At 60.7% G+C, this 16,269-nt stretch carries 14 protein-coding genes; 6 read left to right on the plus strand and 8 right to left on the minus strand.

Annotated elements, in window-relative coordinates; translation table 11 throughout:
* The first annotated feature begins 56 nt into the window (after window positions 1-56).
* The 3 genes from AB4Z15_RS01045 (at window position 57) to AB4Z15_RS01055 (ending at window position 3,189) form a co-directional block, all read left to right on the plus strand.
* Complete coding sequence (locus AB4Z15_RS01045; RefSeq protein WP_442015641.1) at window positions 57-818, plus strand: SDR family NAD(P)-dependent oxidoreductase; 762 nt, start codon at window positions 57-59, stop codon at window positions 816-818.
* A gap of 11 nt (window positions 819-829) precedes the next feature.
* On the plus strand, window positions 830-1,795 hold the full coding sequence (locus tag AB4Z15_RS01050) for an alpha/beta hydrolase (protein WP_442015642.1): 966 nt from the start codon (window positions 830-832) through the stop codon (window positions 1,793-1,795).
* Between the two features lie 71 nt (window positions 1,796-1,866).
* Window positions 1,867-3,189 (plus strand): NtaA/DmoA family FMN-dependent monooxygenase, encoded by a 1,323-nt coding sequence (locus tag AB4Z15_RS01055; protein WP_442015643.1) that lies wholly within the window; start codon window positions 1,867-1,869, stop codon window positions 3,187-3,189.
* A gap of 134 nt (window positions 3,190-3,323) precedes the next feature.
* On the opposite strand, the gene AB4Z15_RS01060 is transcribed toward AB4Z15_RS01055, so the two are convergent.
* The 6 genes from AB4Z15_RS01060 to AB4Z15_RS01085 all read right to left on the minus strand — a co-directional run bounded on the left by AB4Z15_RS01060 (window position 3,324) and on the right by AB4Z15_RS01085 (window position 9,343).
* Window positions 3,324-3,761: a nuclear transport factor 2 family protein gene (locus tag AB4Z15_RS01060; protein WP_442015644.1), complete on the minus strand. Its 438-nt coding sequence runs from the start codon at window positions 3,759-3,761 to the stop codon at window positions 3,324-3,326.
* Window positions 3,752-4,558 carry an MBL fold metallo-hydrolase gene (locus AB4Z15_RS01065; protein ID WP_442015645.1) on the minus strand — a complete coding sequence of 269 codons (807 nt, stop codon included), beginning with the start codon at window positions 4,556-4,558 and terminating at the stop codon, window positions 3,752-3,754. The genes AB4Z15_RS01060 and AB4Z15_RS01065 overlap by 10 nt, the downstream gene beginning before the upstream one ends.
* A 116-nt stretch (window positions 4,559-4,674) precedes the next feature.
* On the minus strand, window positions 4,675-5,169 hold the full coding sequence (locus AB4Z15_RS01070) for a MarR family winged helix-turn-helix transcriptional regulator (protein WP_442015646.1): 495 nt from the start codon (window positions 5,167-5,169) through the stop codon (window positions 4,675-4,677).
* 61 nt (window positions 5,170-5,230) lie between these two features.
* Window positions 5,231-5,689: a DUF1003 domain-containing protein gene (locus tag AB4Z15_RS01075; protein ID WP_442015647.1), complete on the minus strand. Its 459-nt coding sequence runs from the start codon at window positions 5,687-5,689 to the stop codon at window positions 5,231-5,233.
* A 62-nt stretch (window positions 5,690-5,751) separates the two neighbouring features.
* Window positions 5,752-8,181 carry a phosphoketolase family protein gene (locus tag AB4Z15_RS01080; protein ID WP_442015648.1) on the minus strand — a complete coding sequence of 810 codons (2,430 nt, stop codon included), beginning with the start codon at window positions 8,179-8,181 and terminating at the stop codon, window positions 5,752-5,754.
* Between the two features lie 13 nt (window positions 8,182-8,194).
* Window positions 8,195-9,343 carry an acetate/propionate family kinase gene (locus AB4Z15_RS01085; protein ID WP_442015649.1) on the minus strand — a complete coding sequence of 383 codons (1,149 nt, stop codon included), beginning with the start codon at window positions 9,341-9,343 and terminating at the stop codon, window positions 8,195-8,197.
* 167 nt (window positions 9,344-9,510) lie between these two features.
* Between AB4Z15_RS01085 and AB4Z15_RS01090 the strand changes: the two genes are divergently transcribed.
* Window positions 9,511-10,335, plus strand: a complete 825-nt coding sequence (locus AB4Z15_RS01090) for a universal stress protein (RefSeq protein WP_442015650.1) — start codon at window positions 9,511-9,513, stop codon at window positions 10,333-10,335.
* Here the strand turns inward: AB4Z15_RS01090 and AB4Z15_RS01095 are convergent.
* A complete protein-coding gene (locus tag AB4Z15_RS01095; RefSeq protein WP_442015651.1) occupies window positions 10,332-10,844 on the minus strand; it encodes a pyridoxamine 5'-phosphate oxidase family protein in 513 nt (170 codons plus the stop codon). The two genes, AB4Z15_RS01090 and AB4Z15_RS01095, sit on opposite strands and share 4 nt — an antisense overlap.
* A 135-nt stretch (window positions 10,845-10,979) precedes the next feature.
* On the opposite strand from AB4Z15_RS01095, the gene AB4Z15_RS01100 reads away from it, so the two are divergent.
* Window positions 10,980-13,589, plus strand: coding sequence for a cation-translocating P-type ATPase (locus AB4Z15_RS01100; RefSeq protein ID WP_442015652.1), 2,610 nt, complete (start codon window positions 10,980-10,982; stop codon window positions 13,587-13,589).
* A gap of 56 nt (window positions 13,590-13,645) precedes the next feature.
* Window positions 13,646-14,104: a universal stress protein gene (locus AB4Z15_RS01105; protein ID WP_442005498.1), complete on the plus strand. Its 459-nt coding sequence runs from the start codon at window positions 13,646-13,648 to the stop codon at window positions 14,102-14,104.
* Here AB4Z15_RS01105 and pta read toward each other — a convergent pair.
* Window positions 14,101-16,188 (minus strand): phosphate acetyltransferase, encoded by a 2,088-nt coding sequence (gene pta, locus AB4Z15_RS01110; RefSeq protein ID WP_442015653.1) that lies wholly within the window; start codon window positions 16,186-16,188, stop codon window positions 14,101-14,103. The two genes, AB4Z15_RS01105 and pta, sit on opposite strands and share 4 nt — an antisense overlap.
* Between the last annotated feature and the right edge of the window lie 81 nt (window positions 16,189-16,269).

Below are 16,269 nucleotides of genomic sequence, written 5' to 3' on the forward strand. Positions count from 1 at the left end.
CATATCCGCGTCCGCAATATCTGCTCACAGATCAACCATCAGGGAAGGAAGATGACATGTCACGATTGGCCGGCAAGGTCGCCGTCATCACGGGCGCAGCCAGCGGAATGGGCCTCTCCGCCCTCAAGCTCTTCGTAGCCGAGGGGGCGCGGGTAGCGGCCACGGACATCTCCGCAGAGGCACTGCGACAGGCCGTCGGGGAAGTCACCGAAAACGGCGGCGAGGCCATTGCACGCACGCACGATGTTTCCTCTGCCGAGGACTGGAAGCGTGTAGTCGAGGACGTCCTCGCCGAGTGGGGCACGATCGACATCCTGATCAACAACGCCGGAATTGCCATGGCGAAAGGTGTCCTCGAAGCCGAGCTTGACGACTGGAACAAGGTGATGGCCATCAATGTCACCGGACCTTGGCTCGGAATGAAGAGCGTCATCCCCGCCATGCAGGCCGCGGGCGCCGGTTCCATCGTGAACGTGTCATCGATCGCCGGCATTGTCGGCGGCGCCTCGGATGGCGGCAGTGCGGCCTACTCCGCTTCGAAGGGGGCAGTCCGCTCCCTGACAAAACACGCTGCCCAGTGGTTTGCAAAGGACAACATCCGGGTGAATTCAGTGCATCCCGGTCCGGTCGACACCGGCCTGACCCGTGGCTACGGGCTCACAAGGGAATCGCTCGCCAACCCTGAAACCGTTCCTTTGCCGCCCCACGCGGGGGAAGCCTCCGACATCGCGTATGGCATGCTCTACCTCGCGTCGGATGAGGCCAAGTTCATCACCGGAACGGAACTCGTCATCGACGGCGGGTTCACCTCTCACTGAAAAGGATCACAATGACGCACTCCCCGGACACCGAACCACGCGTGACTGGTAACAACGGCCAGACCCCGGATGCTGATTACCGGCAAGAAAACGACTACCAGGATGACCTCACAATCTCCGGCAAGGATGCTTCTGCCTATGTCCTCGCCGATGACACCAAGCCGACCTATTCGCTGGGTCCAGATTCCGAGCGACAGCCAGGGACCCCTCAAGGCACGCTGACAAAGGGACGCCACACAGGGCGAAGCGTTTACCCTGGCGTGGAACGGAGCTATTACCTCTATGTCCCCGCTCAATACACGCCAGACAAGCCCGCCGCCCTTGCCATTTTTCAGGATGCCAATCTGTATCTGGCACCGAAGGCCAGCGCGGATATCGTCCTGGACAACCTCATCAACAAGGGCGAGATCCCGGTTACGGTCGCCATATTCATTGAAGCAGGCGAGCAAGGCCCGGGATATCCCCACTTTGGTGGAACGGACAACCGCAGCATCGAGTACGACTCCGTCAACGGCGACTATGCCAGATTCCTCACGGACGAATTCCTTCCGGATGCCATAGGGCATCTCAATGTCTCCACAGTTCCCCGGGATCGAGTGCTTGTAGGCATCAGCTCGGGCGGCAATTGTGCGTTCACCGCAGCCTGGGCACGTCCTGACGTCTTCGGCAACGTCATCTCCCATTGCGGCAGCTTCATCAATATCCGGGGCGGCCACAATCACCCCTCGGCAATTCGGCAGAACCCACGAAAACCAATCCGGGTCTGGCTACAAACTGGAGCCCGGGATCTTGACGTCATTTTCGGCAGTATTCCGATCGCCAACCACGACATGTTCGCAGCCCTTGAGTATCGACGCTACGATGCCAAATTCGTGTATGGCGAGGGCGGACACTCGCTCCTGCACGGTGGCGCGGTCCTCCCGGAGACGCTGAGGTGGATTTTTCGCGATCATCCCGACACCGCGGGCGCGCAATAGCCGGAACCTGGGCGAACTGGGCCGGAACAGGACTGTCGGCAACTCCAATCTGCGCACGGAAAGAAGAGATCATGACCAGACAAATGATTGTCGGCATGCACCTGGGCAACGGATACGGCAACCTGCCTGGGGCCTGGCGCGCCCCGTTAGTAGACCCCAGGAGCTATACGAGTTTTGACGCGAAGGTTCGCCATGCCCAGGCGGCCGAGCGCGGGAAGCTCCAGTTCCTGTTCCTACCGGATGGCCCCACTCACGTCGGCGATATTGAGAACGAGCCGCCCCGCTTCAATCTCGACGTCATGGTGACGTTGGCAGCTGTCGCGCGCGAAACGAGCCGGATTGGCCTCGTCGCCACCGGCTCGACGACGTTCAACGAGCCGTTCAACCTCGCCCGACAGTTCAAGGCGCTGGATGTCATGAGTCATGGGAGGGCGGGTTGGAATGCCGTCACCTCGAGCGGACAAGATGTCGCGGCAAATTATGGCCAAAGAGTGCTATCAAGCCCGGAACGCTACGGGAGGGCGCATGAGACGATCCAGCTAGTACAGTCTCTTTGGGGCAGCTGGGGAAAGACAGCGTGGATGCACGATAAGGCAACGGGCCGCTTCGCGGACGCCGACCAGATCGTACCCATCAATATGGGTGGCAATTTCGTCGCCTCGCGTGGTCCGCTGTATATCCCTCCATCCGAGCAGGGTCAACCTGTTGTCTTCCACGCGGGAGGCAGTGCGAACGCCCTCGAACTCGCCGGTCGTTACGCCAGTGGCGTCATCGGGGCAGCTTTCACTATCAACGATGCGCGTGCGCAGCGCGCCGCGTTTCGTGAAGCGGCCGAACGAGCCGGCAGGGATCCGGACGAGCTCAAATTCTTTGCCGGCCTAATGACGACGATCGCCAAGGACAAGCGCGAAGGTCTTGATCGCCGAATTACGCTGAGTGGGCGAATCTCTCCTCAGCGCGCGTCCTATCTTGGACAGATGCTCGGCCTGGGCCTCGATCCGGCACAGCTCGACGAGCCACTATCGCAGGAGCAACTGTCCAAGGCGCGGCCATCAGCGGGCGACCCTCGCTCGGCTAATGCACTTAGGATCGCGAGTGAAGGCTGGACGGTCCGCGATGTGCTCGCGCACGGTGTGATCGACTACCACCCCGTCGTCGTCGGACCGGCCGCCGAAGCCGCTGACCACATGCAGGAATGGTTCGAAGCAGAAGCTGTGGACGGCTTCTGGGTCTCCCCCGACACATACGAGGATGGGATTGACGCATTCGTAGATGGCGTGGTGCCAATCCTCCAGGATCGCGGGCCCTTCCATTGGGAATATGAGGGCACAACCCTGCGCGAACATCTGGGCGCTCCGACCCAATATGGAGTCGATCCGCGCGTCACGAAGTGACGTGAATCAAACGTGACCTGGCTCGGGATAGCGGGCGACATCGGCTGATACGGCAACGCCATCGACCAATACGGCCTGTTCTGGTATAAGAAGACGGCGACCCGCTGGACTAGTCCGCGGCCGGTCGGCATTCGTCAATGGTCCCCCTCCTCGCTGGCGGCTTCGGCGACTTTCGCGGTGTCGACGAACTGCTCGAAGCGCACGATGAGACCCCCGCGGACAATGAAGTGGTGGGCTACCCGGACATTGAGCTTCCGCTCCGTTTTACGGTGCGTTGCTGTGTATCGTGCGAGGACGACGACGTTCTCACCATCGACGACGTAGTTGTCATCGTGAGCGGTCCAAGCGTCCCAGTCGCGTCCGAGTACTTCCATGACGTTGGATGTGACGCCCTGCGGTGTGCGATAGGTTCCCGCAAGGGGAAACCCCGCCATTTCAGTCCATTCGACGTCGGGCGCCATCGTGGCACGAAGCGCCTGAAGGTCACCGGCCGCTGAGGCAATGTACTGCCGGCGGACAACGTCACGCGGTGCCGTGGACGTCCCAGGGTCCATCGTCTCGTTCAGCCCCATGTCATCTCACCTTTGGCCACCTTGGGTCCGATTTGTGCCGCGATCAGCATCCCCGATTCCGGATAGCTTTCAACGAGCGCGGCTGTTGCCGCAGCACCATCGGGGGAATGTTCGAGAATGCGCTCGAAGTCCTGCAGATACTGGCGGGTGTAGTCTATGCCGCTCGCATCGTTTGCGGTCCCAGGGAGCCGGTGTCCGGCGACGACCAACTGAGGCTCCAGCGATTGCATCTCATCGAGCATGTCGATCCAGGCAGCCCGCTGTTCCGGCGTCGCGGTATCGGCAGTCCAGACATGTTCCTGCTGGAACACCAGGACGCCACCTACGACGGCCTGGTAATCCCCATTCCACAGATAGTGCCGGTCCGGCAGCAGGGCCGAACCTCCCTTGACGTCGAATCTGTACCCATCCAGCTCAAGGAAATCACCGACGAGCGGGGTGATCGGGACCAGGCGCGTTGGCAGGTTCGCTCCCAGCGTGGCCCACGCCTTGAGCTTGCCTTCGAAGGAGTCGCGGATGTGCTCGATCACGATCGGAGTGGCGACGATGGCCGCGTCGGGAAACGCCTCAGCGATAGCTTCCAGGCCGAAGTAGAAATCCGGGTCGGCGTGGCTTACAAAGACCGTGGCCAGGTCCTTCCCGGAGTCGAGGATGGCGGCCACCAACCGGTGTCCGTCTGCCCGGGTGAAGCCGGCATCAATAAGCAGCGCTCCCGTGGGACCTGTCACCAGAGTGGCTGACTTATTGGGTGAACCGGCGGGAAAGTCCAGATCGAAGACTTCGAAGTTAAGCGACATGGTGGTGCTCCTTATCGTGTACAGCAGGAAACGTCCAGGCAGGCGGCTTGGTACCACCCTTAGCCAGTAACAAAGCTGACTCGTCAGCTATTCCCCTCCCGCGCGCGGACCGGTGATCACGGCATGGTTGGCAGTTCTTTCGCGGCGTTCTTGCTCAGTGTTCGGATAGCTGTCGCAAAGACCTCGGCTTGATCAACGGGCAGGGGGTCGATGACATAGCGTTCTACGTTTCGGGCATGAAGGGCAGCGGCCCGAAGGAGGACTTGCTCTCCATGAGGGGTGAGGTGGATCAGCTGGACGCGACGATCATCCATGGAACCTCTGCGCTCGATCAAACCCTGCGCCGATGCCCGCTGAACCAGCCGGGTAGCACCACCCGAGGTCAACACCCTAGCTTGCGCAATATCGCGCACAGGCATTCCCGTGTCACCAGCACGGCCCACTAAGAGAAGGAGTTCGAACAGTGAGTGACTGAGCCCCACCTCCTGCTCCAAAGATCGACCAAGCAAATACTCCAGCCGGTTAGCAGCACCAAGCAAACGCCCGAAAACCAGGATACGAGGATCATTGGCGGCCTCTTGAGCAGTCTTAAGTTTTCCCTGTACTTCCACCCTCCAACACTAAACGTGGGGTACGGCTAGAGATACCAGCAACTTGCTGGGGCCATTGAGATTACTCTTCCGCGGCTTGCCCCGGCTCCCAGTCGCCGTCGCCTCCCGACGTTCTGGGCCGTAGCAACAGGGCCCTCAGTTCCTCAAGAAGTTCCAGTTGTTGGCTGTTGATTGCCATCAGCCGATCGATCTCGGTTTTTGCCTGCACGTCCGTTTCATAGTCATGCAAGGCCATCGCTGCTGCGATGGCGTCTTGCCGCTTTGCAGCTATCAGCAATATTGCGCCCTGAAGCCCAGCCAGCATGGACAGGAAGAGGTTCAGAAGGATGAATGGATATGGATCCCACGCATGTGACGTAAAAACAAACGAGTTGATAGCAGCCCAAGCAGCCATAAATGCAACGAACAGCGATACGAAGATCCAACTACCCATGCCATTCCGAAGGATATCCGCTGCGCGCTCGCCCCGGCTCAAACCTGCTTTATGCTGCCTATGCCAGGTAGCCGGTCTCTCACTCATGAACCCAGCGTAGGGTCTGCTGCCCTGCATTCGGACATTCGGCACGAGGAGATCGAGCGCCTTTAGGAATCCGGCTCCGTCCATACCCAGTCGCGGATTTCAGGGAGGTCCTCGAAGTGTTCGCGTATATGTGCAGCGTGGGCGTCGAGCTGGTTGCGGCAGTGTTCCAGGAGTTCTTCTGCACCCGCGAAATGTCCGCGGGAACGGCGAAGTGATTCCATGACGAGGTGATAGCGGCTGACTTTGTTCAGGACCACCATGTCAAACGGTGTGGTCGTAGTACCTTGCTCGTTGTATCCGCGGACGTGGAACCTCTCAGGCAGCGGGCGACCATGCAGGAGCTGATGGAGGGCCCGTGCATACCCGTGCCATGCCATCACCACATCCACGTCACCAGTAAAGATCTCTTCAAATTTCTCGCTGGAAAGCCCATGCGGATGCGTGTCCGGAGGCGGTAGGACCATGGCGTCCATGACGTTGACCACCCTGACAGTCAGATCGGGAACATGGCGCCGGAGCAGCCATGCCGCTGCCAGGGTCTCCTGGGTCGGAACATCCCCCGCACAGGCCAGGATGATGTCGGGTTTCGCAACGTCCTTCGAAGACCCCAGGGACACTTCGTTCCCCGCCCAGTCCCACACGGATGCACCAACGGCGGCGTGCTTCCTGGCCTCGTCGAGGGTCAAATACTGCGGGTGGTCCTGCTTGTCGATGACGGCAAGGTTCACATAGTTCTTGCTTTTGAGCATGTGTTCCGCTGTGACCAGCAGGGTGTTGGCATCCGGTGGAAGGTAGACCCGTATGACAGTGCCGGACAGTGACAAAACCGTGTCGATGAGTCCCGGACCCTGATGGCTGAAACCGTTGTGGTCGTTCCGCCAGCAGGTAGAGGTCAGGAGGATATTCAGGCTCGGCACAGGCCGTCGCCACTCCAGGTCCCGCGAATGTTGGAGCCATTTGGCGTGCTGGACTGTCATGGACGCACTCACCATTGCAAACGCCTCGTAGCTCGCGAACAAGCCGTACCTGCCAGTAAGGACGTATCCTTCCAGCCATCCTTGGCAGAGATGTTCGGAGAGGACTTCCATGACGCGTCCATTAGCGGAAACATGGTCGCCGCCAGATGGGGCAGCCACACTGGCATCCGGCTCCAGAAGGCAACGGTCCGTGGCTTCAAAGACGGCACCGAGCCTGTTGCTGTTGGTTTCGTCCGGACAGAAAAGCCGGAATCTGGGATCCTCGGCAGTGTCAATATAGATATCCCGGAGCATTTCCCCCAGCGGCTTTGTGCTTTGGTACATTTTTTGGCCTCGGGGCAGGGTCTCCACAGCGTACTTTTCGATGGGCGGAACCACGAGATCCGTGCCACCCACGCCGCGACTGGCCGGCAGCGCGCCCATGCGCAGATCGCCGTCGGGAGCCAGCGCCGCCAATTCGGCGACAAGCCGGCCATCGGCGTCGAACAGCTCCTCCGGCCGGTAGGAGCGCATCCAGGTTTCCAGTTGTGCCAGGTGCTCCGGCTTTTCCCGCACTCCGGCGAGAGGGACCTGATGTGAACGGAAAGTACCTTCGACGGGGACCCCATCAACGGTGGCGGGCCCCGTCCAGCCTTTGGGTGTCCGCAGGATAATGGCTGGCCATCGGGCTGGCCCCGTAACGCCTTCCTGGCGGGCATGTGACTGTATCGCCCGGATGGCTGCATAGGCCGAGTCCATGGCTGATGCCAATGCTGGATGGACAAGGTCAGGATCATCCCCGTCGACGATCACAGGCTCCCAGCCATGCGCTTCGAGCAACGACGCCACCTCCAGGTTCGAGCGCCGTCCCAAGACAGTAGGCCCCGAGATCTTGTAGCCGTTGAGGTGGAGAATCGGAAGCACAGCGCCGTCGCTCAGCGGATTAAGAAACGACGGCGCCTTCCAGGAACCCTCCAATGGCCCGGTTTCTGCCTCCCCGTCCCCCACCACACACGCAACGATCAGGCCGGGGTTGTCCATTGCCGCACCTGTGGCATGCATCAGCGAATACCCCAATTCACCGCCTTCGTGAATGGAACCTGGCGTGGCCGGTCCGACATGGCTCGCGATCCCGCCCGGCGTCGAAAACTGCCTGACCAGTCGTCTCAGCCCTGCAAGATCCCTGCCAACAGCGGGATAGACCTCGGAATAGCTGCCTTCGAGATATGTGTTGGCGACGACGGCGGGGCCTCCGTGACCGGGGCCCGTCACCAAGAGGACTTCCGCACTCGTGCGACGGATGAGGCGATTCAGGTGGGCGTAAATAAGAGACAACCCGGGACTGGTCCCCCAATGGCCCAGAAGTCTGGGCTTGATGTGCTTGGCTTGCAATGGCTCGCGGAGCAGCGGATTTTCCTGGAGATAGATCTGTGCAACAGTCAGGTAGTTCGCCGCTGCCCAGTACTTGTTGAGCAGTTCGAAGTCTTCGCTTTCCGACCGCGAACCTGGGTGGCTGTCTTGAGTGCGTTGCGTCATGCCGCGTTCCTTCCTAACTATGTCCACCGAGGAGTGATGCAGTTGCTTCAGCTATGGCCCGTTCCTCGTCGCTGGGCACTACCAGCACCGGAAATGACGAGTCATCGGAGCTGACTCCACGGATGCCTTCCACTGGGGTCGAATTCCTGTCCTCCGCGATGCGCAATCCCAAGGGGGCCAGCCACGAGAGGACCTGCGACCTGAACACATCGGAGTTCTCGCCCACCCCACCTGTGAATACCAAAGCGTCGGGCTTTTGAACCACCATGGAGTACGCCGCTACGTACTTGGCCAAACGATAGGCAGCCGTTTTGAGGGCGAGAATCGCCTTGGGTTCTCCCCTAGTTGCAGCCGCGCAGACCTCACGCATGTCCGCGGTCCCGGCCAATGCCCGGAGGCCTGATCTGTGGTTGAGCACCTCATCGACGTCGTCGGCCGACGCTCCCGCACGTTGCATCAACAGGATGATGGAAGGGTCCAGATCACCGGAGCGGGTTCCCATGACGAGTCCCTCCAGCGGTGTCATTCCCATGGAGGTGTCAACGCTCTGGCCTCCCCTCACGGCAGTGACTGAGGCCCCGTTTCCGATATGCGCCACAATCGCATTCAACGAGGAACCGTCCACCCCGAGGTAGGACGCAGTGTCACGGCAGGCCATCCCCACGGATATGCCATGAAATCCGAAGCGCCTGATGGGGTGTTCCACATAGCTGTCTTCCGGAATGGCATAGCGGGCGGCGAACTCCGGTATGGACCGGTGGAAAGCGGTGTCAAAGATGGCCACCTGTGGAACGCCCGGCCAACGCTCTTGCGCAGTGTTCATGCACGCGGCGCTGGCAGGATTGTGAAGCGGCGCCAGCGGGCTGAGCCCTTCAATAACCCTTACAACGTCTGGCGTGACAAGTGCAGGGCTGCTGAAGCGGTCGCCGCCGTGGACCACACGATGCCCGACTGAATCCGGAGTACCTGAATCCAGGCTGTTGGCCACAGCCGTAACGATTTCGTCAAAAACGCCGTGGAGGCGGGCGGCATCGAAACGGTGATCCGGCGGCCAGTTGACTTGTCCGGAAGCCAGGATGCTGTTGTTTCCGGTCGGGACCGTGGTGTCCCTCAAGTGGTACTTCAGTGACGACGAGCCGGGGTTCAGCACAAGAACGTGCACCTCATGTCCTTCCCGTCGATCTTCGGTGAAAGGTCAAGCACTCTCTGCTGAGGACCCTAACGCACTCTGCCGATCAGCGGGAGGGGCTTCGGACCCTTGCCACGACGGTCCGCCACGCCGATAGTGGAGACGATCACTATCGGAATGAACCGAAGGGACGTCTGTACGTGAAAAAGCAGATTCTGGCAGCCCTTGATGGTTCCAGGGCGGGCAGCCGTGTCGCAGACTGGGCTGTCGCCCGTGCAGATTCCCTCGGTCTGGTACTCAATCTCATCCACATCGTTCCCCCGGATTGGGCATTCCCACTGCCGGGTGACCGTACCTTGGCGATGGAGCGTGCCAACGACCTCCTCAAGAGCGAAGCAGCGCGACTTGCCGGGGTCTTTCCCTCGATGGAGATCAAATCCACACAATTCTCCGGCGAACCCGCGGAAACGATTGCCTCCCTGTCCTCGGAAGCGGAGATGGTGGTGGTTGGAACGGATCGCGGCCCAGGTACCGAAGGGCAGGGGTACGGCTCGGTCAGTTTCCAGATCGCAGTCACCAGCAAAGCGCCTGTCGCTGTGGTCCCGGACATTACTGCAGGGAAACGTTCTGGAGTGGTGGTCGGAGTAGACGGCTCCCCAGATTCGCTGTGCGCCTTGGACATGGCAGCTACTGAAGCCTCACGCCTAAGGGAGGAGCTGGTGATTGTTCATGCATCAGGTCCAGGGGCCCTGGCGCCCAAGGATGGGGACGTTATGGGCGACTCTGTCCGGTGGGTCAAAGAACGTTACCCGGCCCTGAACGTCCGGGAGAAGTTGGACTTGGACCACCGTCCAGGGGATGCACTCGTCGCTGCTGCAAAGGAAGCCCAGGTCCTGGTGATGGGATGCAGGGGTCGTGGCGGACTGCGCGTGCTTTTGGGATCTGTGGCGCAGCATGTTCTCCTGAATGTCCAGTGCCCCACAATCCTGACCCGGCCCGAGCCAAACACGCGGCATGGCAATTAGCCGTTTTCGTCGTCGTTCCGTGTTGAGGAGCCCCCGTCCGTCGTGTCGTCCACGGCAGCCGACGGGTCCAGGGGCGGCCACCATTTCGACGGCGGCGTGATCACAAACCGCCGACCACTGATTTCCGTGGGAGTGACCCTGACCAGAATGTCCTTTGCACCCGGCTGCCATGGCGACAACCCTGCATTTACGGCTTCCTGAATTTCCTCGGGGTGGGTTACGAACTCTGGATGACCCTTGATGATGACACTCCACGCGATGGTTCCATAACGATTAAATCCATCAGCCTCGAGGGCAAGCGGTGTCCCTTCACGAAGGGCTTTGTGTTTGGTCCCTTGCCCCGTCCTGAACAGGATCGTCCCGAAATTGGGAATGTAGTTCACCGGAAAGATCTCCGGAACGTTCCCGTTGATGAGTGCAATCCTGCAGGTGGATGTGGACTGAAGATACTTCCAGCAGTCGTGAACGCTGAGCTCTTTGGTGTCCTGGTCCATTGATGTGTTCTCCATGGCGCCGAGCCTAACGCGTCCTGCCAAACGGGTGTAGGGCAAAAGGTCCTGTCGTGACCATGCCCTTTGGCCCTAGACGCAACCAGGTCCAGGGTGGAGCCTTTCATCGAACAGGCATCCGGCATTGGAGTAACGATGTCCCTTGGGAACCAACCTCCTGCCCCGCTGTCCGAGACGGCTGGCACTGAAGGCCTCAGTTCCCATGCCGCCGCAAAGTTGTTGGAAACCGTGGGACCGAACGTCCTGCCAAGAGCAAAGAAGGTCTCCCAGTGGCGAAAGTTGCTGGGCGAGCTAACGCACTTCTTTGCACTGATGCTCTGGGCTGCGGCGGTGCTCGCCTACATCGGCGGATTGCCGCAGCTATGTGTGGCTATCGTCATTGTCGTCATCGTCAACGGGGTTTTTGCCCACATCCAGCAGGAACGTGCCCAGCATGCAGCGGAGCGCCTGCAAGGACTCCTCCCGGCCGAAGTGACCGTCCGTCGTGACGGCAAGATCCAAAGCGTCCACGCCAGTGAACTTGTCCCTGGTGACGTGGTAATCCTCGCAGCTGGGGACAAGCTGCCCGCGGACATTCGATTCATTTCTGCCTCCGGATGCACTGTGGACGAATCCATGCTGACCGGTGAAAGCGTTGCCGTGCCTAAGACCACCAAGGACACAGCCTGGGGTGGAACGTTCCTGGTCAACGGCGAAGCGGAAGGCCTGGTGGTCGCCACGGGAGGGAACACGAAACTGGCCGCTATCGCTGCCCTCACGAGTGGCACAAAGTCCCCGCCAACGCCATTGACGCTGGAACTGCGGAGGATAGTCCGGCTTGTCGCCTTGGTGGCATTGACGGTCGCCGGATTGTTCTTCATTGTCTCCCTGTTGGTGGGGATCGTCTGGCGTGATGCATTTCTTTTCGCGATCGGCGTTGCAGTCGCCCTCATCCCGGAGGGGCTCTTGCCGACGGTAACGCTTTCGCTGGCGATGGGAGCACAGCGCATGGCTGACCGCCATGCGCTGGTGCGCAATCTTGAGGCCGTCGAAACGCTCGGTTCCACCACCTTCATCTGCACGGACAAGACAGGCACCTTGACCCAAAACCGGATGAACGCCGTCGAGGTTTTTACAACAGCCGGTACGGTGACAATCGCAGGAGAGGGCTACGGCCCTGATGCCCGCATCGAAGGGGAGGCAAAGGATGCAGCGCTCGGCGTTGCTTTGGCCGCACGCACCGCTTCCCAAGGACGGGCCGTTCTTCAAGGCGATGCATGGGCAGCGCAGGGGGATCCCATGGAAGCGGCCATTGATGCCCTTGCCCGCCGCCTGACAAGTGGCGGGAGGGAATCCGGCGCCGTGAACCGCCGTTTTGCCTTTGACGCTGACAGGCGGCGGGAGTCCGTGATTTCAGGGACCACGCTCTGCATGAAAGGTGCGCCGGAATCGGTTCTTCCTTTGTGCGGAGATCCCGCGACGAGCTTCACACAGGCGTTGGAGGCTATGGCGTCACGGGGCCTGCGTGTGATCGCAGTAGCACGGCGGGAATTACCGGGGATGGCCACAGACTGGTTACATCGTTCAGCAGAGGACGCTGAACAGAACCTTCAAATACTGGGTCTTATTGGCCTGCATGACCCACCACGATCTGACGTCCAAAGTGTGCTCAAGGCTGCCCGGGGAGCTGGAATCCGGATTGCGATGATTACTGGCGACCATCCCTCAACGGCCGGTGCAATCGCCAGGGAGGTAGGCCTGATGGGTCCGGACAACCTCGTTGTCCAAGGCTCCGAGCTGCCCGAGGACGAGCAGATCCTCGGAGCGCTCCTGGATCGCGATGGAATTGTGGTCAGCAGGGTCTCTCCGGAACAAAAGCTCCGGGTGGCGAAGGCGCTGCAGATGCGCGGCCATGTGGTGGCGATGACCGGCGACGGTGTGAACGACGGTCCTGCACTGCGCCAGGCCGACATCGGAGTGGCAATGGGTCTCAGCGGCACGGACGTCGCCCGTGAGGCGGCCGACCTCGTGCTCCTGGATGACCACTTCGCCACCATCGTTGCCGCCATCGAACAGGGCAGGGCAACCTACTCGAATATCCACAGATTCCTGACCTACCATCTCACGGACAACGTGGCTGAGTTGGCTCCTTTCGTCATCTGGGCCCTGTCCGGCGGCCAATTCCCGCTCGCGCTTGGCGTTCTCCAGATTTTGGCCCTCGACATAGGAACAGACCTGCTGCCTGCCCTCGCCCTTGGCGCAGAGCCACCCGGCAAACGGGTCCTGAACCGCCCGCCCGAGAAGCGGCACCTCCTGGACCGCCGGCTCATGTTCAGGGTATTTGCCGTCATGGGACCCACGGAAGCCCTGTTCGCCATGGCTGCGTTTTCGACGATCCTCTTCGGAAGCGGCTGGGCACGGGGTGAACCATTGGATCCGGGCGTGCTGATGTCCGCTTCAGGGGGCGCCTTTGCCGCCGTCGTACTGGGACAACTTGCAACCGCTTTTGCGTGTCGGAGTGCAACAGCTCCCCCGTGGAAACAAGGTTGGCTAACCAACCGCCTTCTGCTCTGGGCAGTTGCCGCTGAACTGGTCGCCTTGGCCGTGTTCGTGTTCGTCCGGCCTGTGGCCGAACTGCTGGGACAAGCACCCCCGAATGCCGTGGGATGGCTGGTTGCGTTCCTTGCCATCCCGGGCGTCCTTGGCGTCGATTGGCTGTACAAACGCCTGCGTCAACGGCAGGCCACGACGCTTGAAGAATCCTGAGAGATGCATGTCCTTCGGCCCTATCGCGGCTGCCGGCGCAACGGCAAGCTGGTTCCATGAATGCACAATCACGGTCGCATCGAATCGTCGTTGGCGTGGATGGCTCGGAGTTCTCTTCCAATACCCTGAAGATGGCGGGACGCCTGGCGGCCGTTTTCGACGCGCCGATCGACGTCGTCACGTGTGTTGGCATGTCCGACTACTTTATGGCGTCCCGCTTTGAGCCCGAATTGACCCGCTTCACCTCACAGCTCGAAGATACCGCCAGGCGATTGGCCGACGAAGCGTTGGAGCGTGCCTTTGGAGCATCCCGCCCAGAGGAGCTTACCGTTACGGTCAAGTTCGGGGAACCTGCCAAGGTACTGGTGGAAGAAAGCCGTGACGCGCAGCTGCTCGTCGTCGGGAGGCGCGGCGCTGGCGGGTTCCTCAGCCAGCCCATAGGATCCGTCAGCAGGGTCTGCGCAGCCCACTCGCATTGCCCGGTTATGGTCGTCACAACGGAGGACGGTAGCTAGTCAGGGCTCTGGGCCTGGATTGCCGTGATCGCAACCGTGTTGATGATGTCTTCCACAGTTGATCCCCTGGAAAGATCATTGATCGGCTTGCGCAGGCCTTGAAGGATAGGCCCGACGGCGATAGCGCCCGACGACTGTTCAACAGCCTTATAGGTGTTGTTGCCTGTGTTGAGGTCGGGAAAGATGAACACGGTCGCCTTTCCGGCCACTGCGGATGCAGGCAGCTTGGAACTGGCGATGGCCTCATTCACCGCCGCGTCGTATTGGATAGGTCCGTCCACAGGAAGGTCAGGACGTGCCTTCCTCACCAATTCCGTGGCACGACGCACCTTTTCCACAGCAGTCCCGGATCCTGATCCTCCCGTCGAGTAGGAGAGCATGGCTACCCTTGGTTCGACGCCGAACCGAACAGCAGTGGCTGCGGAGGCGACGGCGATGGCTGCCAGCTGAGAGTCCGTTGGATCTGGGACGACTGCGCAGTCCCCGTAAACCAATATCCGGTCGGGGAACAACATGAAAAAAACGGAGGACACCAGCCCATCGGCATCCCGGCTCTTAACGAATTCCAGGGCCGGGCGGATGGTGTTGGCTGTGGTGTGCGCGGCTCCCGAAACCAGTCCATCTGCATCACCAAGCTGCACCATCATCGTGCCGAAGTAGGCTCCGTCAACCATGATTTCCCTGGCGCGCTCCATAAGCATGCCTTTGTGGGCCCGCAGCCGCACATACTCGGCGGCGTAGCGCTCACGGAGAGGTGAGGTTGCAGGATCCACTACCCGTACTCCCCCGACGTCGATTCCGTGCGCGGCGGAGAGCTCCTGGATCGCGGCCACATTTCCCAGAAGCGTTACGTCGCAGACGTCGCGGCGTCGCAGAATCTCTGCGGCACGAAGTACCCGGACGTCGCTCCCCTCGGCAAGGATGATGCGCCTCTTTTGCTTCCTCGCCCGTTCGATCAATTCATTGAGGAAACGCAACGGCGTCATGATTGCCGGGCGAGGCAGCGCCAAGCGAGCCAGCAGTTCGGGTTCATCGATGTACCTTGCCCACACCCCCAGTGCCGCTGCCACTTTGCGGTTCTCTCCCGTGTGGATTTCGCTGCGGACGCCAGCGGCTTTTTGGGCCACGGCGTAACTATCAGCCATTTCATCGAAAACGGGAAACGGTGCACGCGACAACAAGGATGTGACGTGAGGACCCGGGGACAGTCCGTCTGCCAAAATAATAGCCGCGGGAGTGGGAAACTCGGGCGACAACGCCGACGCAATGCTGGTCATGATGATGTCGGCACGGTCACCCGGAACGATGATCAAATCGCCGGCTTCAAGCACACGCAAGAAGTTGTCCACGTTCATTCCCGCCAGCCTAATGCTGCGCACATCCCGGTCCAGCTCCGCACTGCCGGACATACGGTGGAGACCGAGCGAAGCCACAACATCCGCCACAGTCGGGGTCGAAATCTCGGAGACTTCGGGTATCACATAGCAGGGAACGGGACCCACCATCGCCCGGACTGCCGCCTGTAGTTCCGAATGCAGCTGGTCCACAGACGTTGGTTCGGCGCGGTTCACCACGACGGCCAACAGGGGGCAGTGCGCAGACTCATACTGCCTGATGGCTGCTTCCACGGCCGCCGTTGTTTGCGTCGACGTGAGACCTCGGGCGCCGACCACAGCCAATACAGGGAGCCCCAGGTTGGTCGCCAGCCTGGCATTCAGATCGAACTCCCTGCCCGTGGCGTTTCCGCGAAGGTCCGATCCATCAACAACAACCACATCGCAATTGTTGGCAATCTGCGCATATTCCGTGAGCATCAGGGAAAGGAGCTCGTCCTTCCGGCCGGCGATCGTATCTGCCATGGCTGTGGGCAAGGACACGCCACTTCGGCACCGCGCAGCGTCCAGTTCGTAGAGCCGCCGAAGCATGAAGATCACAGGATCCCGGTGCGTATCGGTATTGTTGACAATCGGGCGGTAGAAGCCCAGACGACCCGAGTGCCGATGAAGGGCGTCGACCACTCCCAAAACCACCAGCGATTTACCCGAGCCCGGTAGCGCCGAGGCAACGTAGACGCCTTGAACCATGGGCCCTCCCTTCAGAGCCGGCCTTGACTGGTCCCAAGCATCTCCCACAACGAAACCTTGGCGCCAGAGCCTAAGGTCACG

The organism is Paenarthrobacter sp. 2TAF44 (assembly GCF_052114885.1).
In the GTDB taxonomy this organism is placed as follows: Bacteria; Actinomycetota; Actinomycetes; order Actinomycetales; family Micrococcaceae; genus Arthrobacter.

Coding starts and splice junctions, on each gene's coding strand:
- AB4Z15_RS01045 (WP_442015641.1), top strand. CDS start 57: ATGTCACGATTGGCCGGCAAGGTCGCCGTCATCACGGGCGCAGCCAGC.
- AB4Z15_RS01095 (WP_442015651.1), bottom strand. CDS start 10,844: ATGGAGAACACATCAATGGACCAGGACACCAAAGAGCTCAGCGTTCAC.
- AB4Z15_RS01075 (WP_442015647.1), bottom strand. CDS start 5,689: ATGAGTGAGAGACCGGCTACCTGGCATAGGCAGCATAAAGCAGGTTTG.
- AB4Z15_RS01050 (WP_442015642.1), top strand. CDS start 830: ATGACGCACTCCCCGGACACCGAACCACGCGTGACTGGTAACAACGGC.
- AB4Z15_RS01100 (WP_442015652.1), top strand. CDS start 10,980: ATGTCCCTTGGGAACCAACCTCCTGCCCCGCTGTCCGAGACGGCTGGC.
- AB4Z15_RS01055 (WP_442015643.1), top strand. CDS start 1,867: ATGACCAGACAAATGATTGTCGGCATGCACCTGGGCAACGGATACGGC.
- AB4Z15_RS01105 (WP_442005498.1), top strand. CDS start 13,646: ATGAATGCACAATCACGGTCGCATCGAATCGTCGTTGGCGTGGATGGC.
- AB4Z15_RS01060 (WP_442015644.1), bottom strand. CDS start 3,761: ATGGGGCTGAACGAGACGATGGACCCTGGGACGTCCACGGCACCGCGT.
- AB4Z15_RS01065 (WP_442015645.1), bottom strand. CDS start 4,558: ATGTCGCTTAACTTCGAAGTCTTCGATCTGGACTTTCCCGCCGGTTCA.
- AB4Z15_RS01080 (WP_442015648.1), bottom strand. CDS start 8,181: ATGACGCAACGCACTCAAGACAGCCACCCAGGTTCGCGGTCGGAAAGC.
- pta (WP_442015653.1), bottom strand. CDS start 16,188: ATGGTTCAAGGCGTCTACGTTGCCTCGGCGCTACCGGGCTCGGGTAAA.